Origin of the sequence: Arthrobacter sp. S39 (genome assembly GCF_004320525.1) — a bacterium.
Classification (GTDB): Bacteria; Actinomycetota; Actinomycetes; order Actinomycetales; family Micrococcaceae; genus Arthrobacter.
On the sequence record NZ_SIHX01000029.1, the window covers coordinates 1 to 9,645 of the forward strand.

10 protein-coding genes and 1 pseudogene are annotated in these 9,645 nt (G+C 64.1%); 6 read left to right on the forward strand and 5 right to left on the reverse strand.

Annotation, left to right across the window (positions count from 1 at the left end):
* Positions 1–182 (reverse strand): annotated as a pseudogene (locus tag EYS21_RS23135) (DNA polymerase V subunit UmuC); the annotation flags it as partial.
* Complete coding sequence (gene umuD / locus EYS21_RS23140; RefSeq protein ID WP_131135583.1) at positions 175–606, reverse strand: translesion error-prone DNA polymerase V autoproteolytic subunit; 432 nt, start codon at positions 604–606, stop codon at positions 175–177. The pseudogene EYS21_RS23135 and the gene umuD, both read right to left, overlap by 8 nt.
* 239 nt (positions 607–845) lie before the next feature.
* On the opposite strand from umuD, the gene EYS21_RS23540 reads away from it, so the two are divergent.
* Entirely contained in the window at positions 846–1,007 is a 162-nt protein-coding gene (locus tag EYS21_RS23540) for a hypothetical protein (RefSeq protein ID WP_165478399.1), read from the forward strand.
* Between the two features lie 111 nt (positions 1,008–1,118).
* On the opposite strand, the gene EYS21_RS23145 is transcribed toward EYS21_RS23540, so the two are convergent.
* From EYS21_RS23145 to EYS21_RS23155, 3 genes are all read right to left on the reverse strand, one after another.
* On the reverse strand, positions 1,119–2,384 hold the full coding sequence (locus tag EYS21_RS23145) for an ABC transporter permease (protein WP_131135584.1): 1,266 nt from the start codon (positions 2,382–2,384) through the stop codon (positions 1,119–1,121).
* A gap of 4 nt (positions 2,385–2,388) precedes the next feature.
* A complete protein-coding gene (locus tag EYS21_RS23150) occupies positions 2,389–3,324 on the reverse strand; it encodes an ATP-binding cassette domain-containing protein (protein WP_131135585.1) in 936 nt (311 codons plus the stop codon).
* Between the two features lie 91 nt (positions 3,325–3,415).
* Positions 3,416–4,312, reverse strand: coding sequence for a DNA/RNA non-specific endonuclease (locus EYS21_RS23155; RefSeq protein ID WP_131135586.1), 897 nt, complete (start codon positions 4,310–4,312; stop codon positions 3,416–3,418).
* A gap of 551 nt (positions 4,313–4,863) precedes the next feature.
* On the opposite strand from EYS21_RS23155, the gene EYS21_RS23160 reads away from it, so the two are divergent.
* The 5 genes from EYS21_RS23160 (at position 4,864) to EYS21_RS23175 (ending at position 9,178) form a co-directional block, all read left to right on the forward strand.
* The gene (locus EYS21_RS23160) at positions 4,864–5,892 is read left to right on the forward strand and encodes a DUF4192 domain-containing protein (RefSeq protein ID WP_131135587.1); all 1,029 of its coding nucleotides are present in this window, start codon (positions 4,864–4,866) and stop codon (positions 5,890–5,892) included.
* A 177-nt stretch (positions 5,893–6,069) separates the two neighbouring features.
* A complete protein-coding gene (locus tag EYS21_RS23545) occupies positions 6,070–6,219 on the forward strand; it encodes a hypothetical protein (protein ID WP_165478400.1) in 150 nt (49 codons plus the stop codon).
* A 583-nt stretch (positions 6,220–6,802) separates the two neighbouring features.
* Positions 6,803–7,120, forward strand: coding sequence for a hypothetical protein (locus EYS21_RS23165; RefSeq protein WP_131135588.1), 318 nt, complete (start codon positions 6,803–6,805; stop codon positions 7,118–7,120).
* A 449-nt stretch (positions 7,121–7,569) separates the two neighbouring features.
* Complete coding sequence (locus EYS21_RS23170) at positions 7,570–8,490, forward strand: DNA-processing protein DprA (RefSeq protein WP_131135589.1); 921 nt, start codon at positions 7,570–7,572, stop codon at positions 8,488–8,490.
* A gap of 265 nt (positions 8,491–8,755) precedes the next feature.
* On the forward strand, positions 8,756–9,178 hold the full coding sequence (locus EYS21_RS23175; RefSeq protein WP_131135590.1) for a hypothetical protein: 423 nt from the start codon (positions 8,756–8,758) through the stop codon (positions 9,176–9,178).
* Positions 9,179–9,645: the final 467 nt, after the last annotated feature.

Below are 9,645 nucleotides of genomic sequence, written 5' to 3' on the forward strand. Positions count from 1 at the left end.
GGGATACCCAAGGCTTTGGCCTCGGGGGTGCGGGTGACGGCGCAGCCATCGTTATTGGACAGCACAATCACGGGCCGGCCCTCCAGTGAGGGGTCAAACGCCCGCTCCGCGGAGGCGTAGAAGCAGTTCACATCCACGTGCGCGATCTGCGGCATCCGCCGCATCACGGCCGGCTTAGACATGATGAAGGCACCGCGTAGCGACACCCCAGACGGTGAGCTCGCTGAGGCTGGGCACCCGGATGTCCGGGTACGCGGGATTCTCCGCCTGCAGCACCACGCCGGTGGCCGTGATCCGCAGCCGCTTGATGGTCAGTTCCCCATCCAGGACCGCGACAACGACGCACCCGTCCCGCGGCTCGAGCGCCCGGTTCACGATCAGTTCATCGCCGTCGCTGATCCCGGCGCCTTCCATCGAGTCCCCGGACACCCGCACCACGTACGTGCTGGTGATGTCCTTGATCAGGTGCACGTTCAGATCGATCCGGCCATCAAAATAGTCCTGCGCCGGCGAGGGAAACCCCGCCGCCACCGGCACCGGTGAGATCAGCACCGACAACAACGACACGCCCGCACCTATCACACGGGGACCGACAATAACGCCCACAACACACCTTTATTCGAATATATGTTCGATTCATTCAGTGTACTCGTGAGGGACGACATCGTTCCCAACTTTGCGGAATTGCATCGGATGCATGAAAGCCTGCGGAGCCGAAACGTCGTCAGGCGGCCACGGCACGGCTCATGGTTATGGGGCGCAGTTGGTGGGTTCAACTTTCCGTTGACGCCCTCTAATGTCGGGGTGAAACTGAGTGGATTGCTACGGACAATGAAGTTCAGGCAATGGCGCACGTCATCGATCGGTTGGTGCAGCGGTTTCCCGACAAGCCGCGCACTGAAGTTGAAGAGATTGTCAGCGAAGAAGCCAACGCGCTGGATGGACCGATCCGGGATTATGTACCGGTCTTGGTTGAACGAGCCGCCAAGGACCGCCTCAAACACTGATTGACACTTCCCCTGGGGCGCTTCACCCGACCCCGTTCGTCCACATCCTCTAGGTAGATCAGTCCTGAGAGGGGCGCATTGTCCTGCGCAGAGACGAAGACTCGAGAGGAATCAGGATTCTCGTTTACCGGGGTTGGTCGAAACCGGCGGGCTGGTGTTCCTGCCCTTGCTCAGGGCTGTCTTGATGTTGACCTTCGAGGTGTACGAGATGGATCCGTATTGGAAGAGCCTGACGGCCAGGCGGAACATGATGGCCGAGCCGATGAAGAGAATGGCAATCACTATGGCCGCCTCCCCGATGCTCAGGGAGCCGAGACCGTTGCGGAGCATCGCGGTCACGGGGGAGGAGAACGGGAAGTACGTGAAGACCTGCACGATGAGTGCCTGGGGGTTGGAGAAGATCAGAGAGATCGCGTAGAACGGCACGAAGATCAGGGCCATCATGACGCCCATGAAGTTCCCGGCTTCCTTCGCGGTCGGCATGACCGCGCCGATCGCGACGAGGGTGGTGGTGAAGAGGGCGAACCCGCCGATCAGGAGCAGGAACCCGATGATCATCGGAACCGGTTCGAAGACCAGGGCGGCGAGGTCAAGGTCCGGGATTTTGATCTGGTCGCGGAAGAACAGATAACTGATGGCGACGGGAGAGGCGAAGACGATCATCTGGACCAGCCCGATACCGAAAAGCGCGATGACTTTGCCGCTGATCAGTGTGGTCGGGTTCAGGGTGGTCAGGATCATCTCGGTGACCCTGTTTTCCTTCTCTTCGAGGGTGGAGGAGAGCATCTGCCCGGCGAGCAGGATGATCAGGGCGTAGAAGATCACCAGGAACATCAGCGGCGGCAGGGCAGCGTTGAACCCGCCCGCTTTCTGGCCGTCCTTGAACGTGGTGACATCGATGCTCGCCTTGCCGGCGGCGAGGGTGGCCAGCGCGTCGGACCCGATCCGGGCGTTCACGGCCTGGTTGAGCATGGCTTCTGCGACGGCGGAGTATTTGTTGTTCTCGAACAATCCCTGGTCGGCGCCGTAGACCTTCACCTCCGTGGTGGCAGGGTCGGCAGGGAATTCGAAGTACGCGTCCACCGTCCCGGACCGGACCCCCTCGACACCCTGCTCCGGAGAGGCGGCCTGGGTGGCCTTGAACAGTCCTGCCTGTTCGGGGGTGATGAGGCCGGAGGCATCGGTATAGGAGATGGAGAACTCGGCCTTCTCCTGGGCGTCCGCGGCGGACGCAGTGGAGCTGTTGCTGATGTAGATCAGCCCGAACACCACGGCCATAATCAGGGGGACCGACAGAGTACCGACCCAGAAGCGTTTCTTGCTGATGGTGCGGAGGAATTCGAAGCTGACGACGGTCCCGAGGTTGTGCTGCGCCATGTCCCTAGACCTTTGCCGTCTCGTAGGTCGCCGCGTCGGCCTTGTTCTGGTCGCCGTAGACCCGGATGAAAATCTCCTCCAGGGAGATCTTCGTGGTCGTGAACCCGCGGACCGTAACACCGGCGGCGATGAGGTCTTTGAGGATGTCCGCCTCGTCCGTGTCGTCGGTGATGGAGAGCTCGGAGTAGTTCGTCTCGCTCAGGGTCACCGTGTACCGCGGGGAGGGCGGGACGGGGCCGGCGTGTTTGAGGCGGATGACGCGGCCGCCGTACTGGTTCTGGACCTCATCGATGGTGCCGTAGGCCTCGGCGGTGCCGTTCTTGAGCAGGATCACCCGGTCACAGAGCCGTTCGACTTCCTCCATCTGGTGGGTGACCATCACGACGGTCGCGCCCGTGGTTTTCTGTTCGGCGATGATGTCCATCAACAACCTGCGGTTGACCGGGTCAAAGCCCTTGGTCGGTTCGTCCAGGATCAGCAGCTCGGGCTCGTTCATAATCGTCACGCCGAGCTGGACCTTCTGCTGCTGCCCGCCGGAGAGCTTATCCAGCTGCACGTTGGCCTTGTCGGGCAGCCCAACCCGGTCCAGATACTGCAGGGACCAGGTCTTGGCGGCGTGCCGGTCGATGCCTTTGAGGCGGCCGAAGTAGGTCATGATGTCGATGACCTTCTCCTTCTTGTACAGCCCGCGCTCCTCCGGGAGGTAGCCGAGCCGGTCCCCGTCCTCAGGTTTGAACGGCCGGCCGTCGATGTGCAGGCTCCCGCCGGTGGGCTGGTAGATCCCCAGCAGCGCCCGGATCGTCGTGGTCTTCCCTGACCCGTTGCTGCCCAGGAACCCGAACGTCTCACCCCGTGCCACGTCGAAGGACAAATCCCGGATGACGGTCTTGTCCCCGAAATCCATCCTGAAATTCTCGATGTGGACGAGTGCTTCGCTCATGGCTGTACCCCAACGTGACCGGCAAATGGTCTTTCGAGTCTACCGACGGGTACGGCGGGGATCGCTCAGCCTTTGGGCGTACTTCGCTTGGTTAGTCGCCGTTCAGGTCGAAGTCCAGATCCAGGTCCTCCGGGGAGAGAAGCTTCCGCCAGGTCGAGGTCACCCGGGCGGTGGGCAGTTCAGCGGCGATCGGCATCCGGTCCGCGGCAACGAGCTGGTCCAGGTCCAGGCCGGTGAGCGCGGCGATGTCCCGGATGGGGACCTGGAAGGTCCGGAACTGGCCCAGCGGGGGAGCCTCCTCAACGGCGCCCGGGCGGGGCACGTCGGGCAGGTCGGCCAGCTGCGGTGTCTGATCCACGACGTAGCCGGTGGCCGCGAGCTCGCCGTCCTGCAGGAACGCGGCGACTTTGAAGAACAGCAGCGGAATCTCCACGCCCCGGTACACCGGATCGGTATCCCCGAAAACGGGCCCGGTGAACACCACCAGCCGGCGGCCGTAGTCGGCGGCATGCTCGAGCAGGTAGGACTCCATGCCCAGCCACAGGTCCTTGCCCTGGTTGAACTTCGCTGCCTGCGGTGCCGCGTTCGTGTAGTGGAACGTGTCCTCGTTCGCCTGCGCCGCCTCAGCCTGGCTGTCGCCCCAGACAGCTGAGGCGCGCCGGACCAGGTGCCCACGGTCAATGTCATTGCGGGCATAGAGCCGCTCACCGGTCTGCTGGTCCTCGGCCAGCCGGGGGTCCAGGCGCCACGCTATGCCGGACCGGTCCAGGTCCATCAGTTTCTCCCCGTCGATCCCGAGGGCCGTGACGGCGGCCAGCCGTTTATCCAGCCGCATGAGCACCGAGAAGTGCGTATAGGGCAGCAGGACCGTTTCGGCGCCCGCCAGGGCCGGCACTGAGACGTGTACACCGAGGAAATTGGTGTCGAACCCTGTCCGGTCCGACAAATCACGTGCAGCAGAACCCGCTACCAGCAACAGTTCATCCATGGCCGGAGAGTAGCAGCCGGAGCTGACAAGCCGATGAATATCCTCCGGAACCCAGGTCGATCAGCGTTCCTGTGCACCTGACGGGGCGGGTTGCACCCAATGGGGACAGGTTTGAGCTGCGCGGAGGGCTCCACCTGACCCCAGTGGGCACAACCCGTTCCAGTCCCCCTGCTCGCCAGGGCTCACCATAATGGGCGTCCGCTTCGCGGCCGGCTGTTGGGTCCAGGGCGTGCCGTCGCAGAGCTCCGGACCCCCTGGCTCTGTTTGTCTACGACGTCTTTTGGTTGCTGTCCTTCGGATTCTAGGCGTCCGCTCCACCCCGTCTAGCCCCTCCTTCGTCGGGGCCTGCGGCGCAGGAATTTCCCTCCGGCGCTCCTGCGTCGCTGATTTCCTCCGGGAATTTCGCGCACCTTGCCCTGTGGGTAGACAGGGCTCCGTCGGCCGCCGAGCAAGCGAGCTTGCCAGCAACCAAAAAACAACGGGGGAGAGGGGCAGCTGGCCCGGTTACGCGGTCCCCTCACCATCCCAATCCTCAGCAAAGGACAAACACCATGACTGATTCAGTACGCGCCACCGGCCCCGCCGACGTTCTCAGCTACATCCCGCACACGCTGGGCAACGTGCCCCGTGAGTCGTTTGTGTTCCTGACCGTGCAGGGCAACCGACTGGGCGCCACCCTCCGGGTCGACGCTCCCACGGCGGCAACGCCTGGCATGTTCGCCCACACCATCGGCGGCTTTCTCGAAGCGGACAAAGCCGCCACGTCGGTCCTGCTCGCCGTTTACACGGACCTGACCGCGGAGGACGCCCCGCGCCCGTTCCACGACTACATCGAGGCACTCATTGAAGTACTCGACGCCGCAGGGACCCCGCTCAAAGACGGGTGGCTGGTGACCTCCACCCACTGGCAGGACCTGCTGTGTGACAGTGAGGCAGGATGCTGCGCACCCCAGCCGCTGGAGACGATCACCGACAGCACCCTGAACGCCGAAATGGTGTTCCGCGGCAGCGCCTACAACGCCGAACCCGGCACGACCTACGCACCCTATGCCGGACCGGCAGAGGCAACCGAGTGGATCCAGTCCATGTATGGGCACCTGCTGGCCGAAGACCTGAGCGCACCACGCGCCCAGTGGGCCGCAGCACTTGAAGCCAGCGAACCGCTGACCGGAGTCAAAGCCGTGGAGTTGGTGGCCGCATTCCAAGCCCCTGCCGTGCGGGACGCCCTGCTCGTGAACATCATCAACCCGGACCTGCCGGACGCAGAAGACAGCGGCGCCCTGCTGTTGGGCAGCGGAATCGCGCCGGACTGGACCCGCGTAGACAAGGCCCAAGCCGTGGCCCGCGAACTGATCACCGCAGCACCGGAAGGCTACCGCGCCCCGCTGCTGACCTTGATCGGCTGGACGGACTACCTCAAAGGCCGGGCATCATCGGCCGGGGAACACTTCGCACTCGCCCACGCCGACGCCGACGCCTCCGGCTACCGCCTCGCGGAACTGCTGGATCAGATGATGGTGCTGCGCCCGATCGCGGACACCGCCAAGAACCCAGCGACCGCCTACAAGCGGGAACGCTAAACACCCCACGGGGCCGGGCCAGCACGGTCCGGTCCCGTCAGGTGGGGCGCGGCGGCCTCCCCCGCAAGCTCCGCCGGCCGCCGATCACGCTCGCGCGGGCGCAGCACCACACGACGCAACGAACGACACAACCGCCGGGCTAGAGTGGAAACACGACCACCAGGCGGGAGCCCCACCATGAGCCACGGATTCATCCTCACCGATCAGGACAAAGCCCCTGAAGGCATCACCGCGGCCGAAGAGGCCATCGAGCTCGCCATCCTGGGTAACGACGAAACCAAGTCCACCGCGGACTTCATCTGGGACAACCAAGGCCAGCAGTACTAAGACTCCTGCAGCGATGTTGCTGCACCCATAGATTTCCTTTTGCTGAGGGAAACAGGAAGGGCCGGCACCGCCAAGGTGCTGGCCCTTCCGCCCGTTAACAAGCCCCTGACGCGACCAATGTACTCACGCCCGGGGAGGTGTCGCGACTAAAGTACGGGATTTTGTTTGGTGTTCGGGCAGGCTCGCTGGGCTCACCCTGGTTACGGTGCAACCAGTTGATGGGCGTCCGCTGGCGCGGCCGGCTGTTTGGGCCCGGCCCCGACGTCGCAGGGCTCCGCCGTGTCCGGTCCTGTTTGTCTACGACGCTTCTTGGTTGCTGTCCTTCGGATTCTAGGCGTCCGCTCCACCCCGTCTAGCCCCTCCTTCGTCGGGGCCTGCGGCGCAGGAATTTCCCTCCGGCGCTCCTGCGTCGCTGATTTCCTCCGGGAATTTCCCCCACCTTGCCCTTTGGGTAGACAGGGATCCGTCGGCCGCCGAGCAAGCGAGCTTGACAGCAACCAAAAAACAACGGGGGAGAGGGCAGTAGCTGGCACAGTCCCACAGCCCCCTCACCCCGAGTCGACGAAACAAGGAGAACCACCCCATGACGACGAACTTTTGGGATGCCGACGGTGACTTCGACTACGAAGCCCATTACGAGGCAGGCCAGCTCGAGAAAGCGGCTACCGCGGCACAGAGCCTTGGTGCACCTGAACTTGCCCCCGTCATCCACTACTTCGCACTGAAGGACTTGCCGCAGGTCAGCTTCACGCCCGAGCTGCTTACGGCGCTGAAAACATGGCAGCGCCTGGTGAACGAGATCGAGAATGCTCCCGTCGTACAGGACGTCAAGGATCTCAGGCGACAGGCAGAAGACGCAGGACGCGCCATCGAAAACCTGACTGAGGCCGCAACGGGCTAGCCTGCCGTGGGTACCCGCCCAGGGCAACTTTCAGGTGCAGGCTCGCAGGGCTCGCCCTGGTCTGCGCTGCAGCCAGAGAATGGGCGTCCGCTGCGCGGCCGGCTGTTGGGCCCGGCGCCCGACGTCGCAGGGCTCCGCCGTGTCCGGTCCTGTTTGTCTACGACGTCTTTTGGTTGCTGTCCTTCGGATTCTAGGCGTCCGCTCCACCCCGTCTAGCCCCGGTTCCGCAAGCTCCACCGGGGCCTGCGCCCTGGACGATCTGCTGCGGCGCTCCTGCGTCGCTTATTTCCTTCGCGGATCCCCCAGGTCTTGCCCTTTGGGTAGACAGGGCTCCGTCGGCCGCCGAGCAAGCGAGCTTGCCAGCAACCAAAAAACAACGGGGGGAGAGGGGCAGCTGGCCCGGTTACGCGGTCCCCTCACCATCCCAATCCTCAGCAAAGGACACCATCATGAACATCACTGGAGACCGTACGGCCCGCGCAGCACTGACCCGCCTGTTTGAACCCGCTGATCAGGTTGTGGCAGCCATTGTCGGCCAGCTCGGCGCGTACGCCGCGTTGCGCCTCCTGACCGGAGAGCAGGCACCCCACGCCCTGAAAGGCGTCACCCCGGAAGAACTTACCGCCGCGGTGGCCCGCGCCGCACAGCACTACACCGGAGACATTGACCCGCAAAAGGATCTGGACGACGCGGCCGCGCTGGGCGGCGGGTTCCTCATTCCCGGAGACGAACACTGGCCAGCAGGTGTGGATGATCTTGAAGTGCCCCCGCTGGGACTTTGGTACCGGGGAAACCTCACCACCGGTATCCCGGCAACTGACCGCTGCATCACCCTCACCGGATCCCGGGACTGCACCGCCTATGGCGCAGCTATCGCCGGAGACTTCGCCCACTGCCTGGCCCAACGCGGCATCACCGTTATTTCCGGTCTCGCCTACGGAGTGGACGCGATCAGCCACAAGTCAGCACTGGCCGGAAGCACGCCCGAGGCGATGCCGACCATCGCCGTGGTCGCCGGAGGCGTAGACCGGTTCTACCCCTCAGGAAACGCCGATCTTGGCCGGGCACTTCTTGGAACCGGACTCATGATTTCGGAAATGCCAGCCGGGACCGCCCCCACCCGCCACAGGTTTCTCCAGCGCGGCAGGATCATGGCGGCCCTGTCCGGTGCCGTGTGTGTCGTGGAAGCCCGCTACCGTTCCGGCGCGCTGAACACCGCCCACCACGCCGAAACCATCGCCCGTCACGTCGCCGTCGTGCCCGGCCCGGTGACTTCCGCGAACAGCGCAGGCTGCCACCGGCTCGCCCGGGACGGTTCCGCCGTCCTCGTGACCGAAACCAACGAACTGATGGAACTCCTCACCAGCTAAAGCTCAGCGGTGGCCGGCCCCCAAAGTCCGGTCACCGCTGGCGGTCCGCCGCAAACTGGCCGACACAGTGCCTGGGAACCAGCGACGGACCGCCCACAGCGCCCCAGCGAGCAACCAAGCACCACACGCAGGCGTCCCACCGCGGCATCCCTCACCTATGCATTCCGACTGTCAGCGGCAGCAGATACGCTGACCTCAAACAGTCCCACCAGCAAAGGAAAGACCAACGACGCACGCAGATGACCTCCGCGCCTGGGCAAAAGGCATGTACACGATCGAAGCTGCCACTGAACTGCTCATCCGGGGCTTCGGTGGGAAATTTGCTGCCCCTGGTAACCCATGGGTCTACACCAGCAGCGAGCCGCAAGGGACCGGTCAGGTGAGTGCCTGGATCGACTTCGCAGCCATCCCGGAGGAGGCAGGTGTGCTCTCCGGAGGGGAGCGGCGCTTCCTGCTGCTGGCTGCGTCGCTGGCCGAAGACGTCCCGGTGGATTTGGGTGATCTTGTTCCCGGTCTGGACCGCTCGAACCTGGAGCTGGTCCTGGCTGCCATCGCCCACGCCGGCGGCAGCCACCAACACTCCAATATCAAGACCAGCGACGACGGTTCCATGGTGCTGGGCAAGGGGTACCTGGACAGCCTGCACCCATGGCCACAGGATCGGCCCGCTTCCCAGCCAGCCCACTAGCGAGCTAGCGGCACTGAGTACTAAGACTCCTGCAGCGTTGTTGCTGCACCTATAGATTTCCTTTTGCTGAGGGAAAACAGGGGAGGGCCAGCACCTGCAAGGTGCCGGCCCTTCCTCCCGTTAACAAGCCCCTGGCGCGACTAAAGTACTCACTCCCTGGGGGAGCTGGGGCGACTAAAGTACGGGATTTTGTTTGGTGTTCGGGCAGGCTCGTTGGGCTCGCCCTGGTTGCGGTGCAACCAGTTGATGGGCGTCCGCTGGCGCGGCCGGCTGTTGGGTGCTGCCGGTCTGTCGCAGAGCTCCTGCCCGTCATCACCTTTGTCTACGTCTTCGACGTTTTTTGGTTGCTGTCCTTCGGATTCTAGGCGTCCGCTCCACCCCGTCTAGCCCCTCCTTCGTCGGGGCCTGCGGCGCAGGAATTTCCCTCCGGCGCTCCTGCGTCGCTGATTTCCTCCGGGAATTTCCCC

Bases quoted from the DNA above. Each gene is read 5' to 3' on its own strand.
- EYS21_RS23545 (WP_165478400.1), top strand. From the start codon at position 6,070: ATGAGCCACGGATTCATCCTCACCGATCAGGACAAAGCCCCTGAAGGC.
- EYS21_RS23540 (WP_165478399.1), top strand. From the start codon at position 846: ATGGCGCACGTCATCGATCGGTTGGTGCAGCGGTTTCCCGACAAGCCG.
- EYS21_RS23160 (WP_131135587.1), top strand. From the start codon at position 4,864: ATGACTGATTCAGTACGCGCCACCGGCCCCGCCGACGTTCTCAGCTAC.
- EYS21_RS23170 (WP_131135589.1), top strand. From the start codon at position 7,570: ATGAACATCACTGGAGACCGTACGGCCCGCGCAGCACTGACCCGCCTG.
- EYS21_RS23150 (WP_131135585.1), bottom strand. From the start codon at position 3,324: ATGAGCGAAGCACTCGTCCACATCGAGAATTTCAGGATGGATTTCGGG.
- EYS21_RS23165 (WP_131135588.1), top strand. From the start codon at position 6,803: ATGACGACGAACTTTTGGGATGCCGACGGTGACTTCGACTACGAAGCC.
- EYS21_RS23145 (WP_131135584.1), bottom strand. From the start codon at position 2,384: ATGGCGCAGCACAACCTCGGGACCGTCGTCAGCTTCGAATTCCTCCGC.
- EYS21_RS23155 (WP_131135586.1), bottom strand. From the start codon at position 4,312: ATGGATGAACTGTTGCTGGTAGCGGGTTCTGCTGCACGTGATTTGTCG.
- EYS21_RS23175 (WP_131135590.1), top strand. From the start codon at position 8,756: ATGTACACGATCGAAGCTGCCACTGAACTGCTCATCCGGGGCTTCGGT.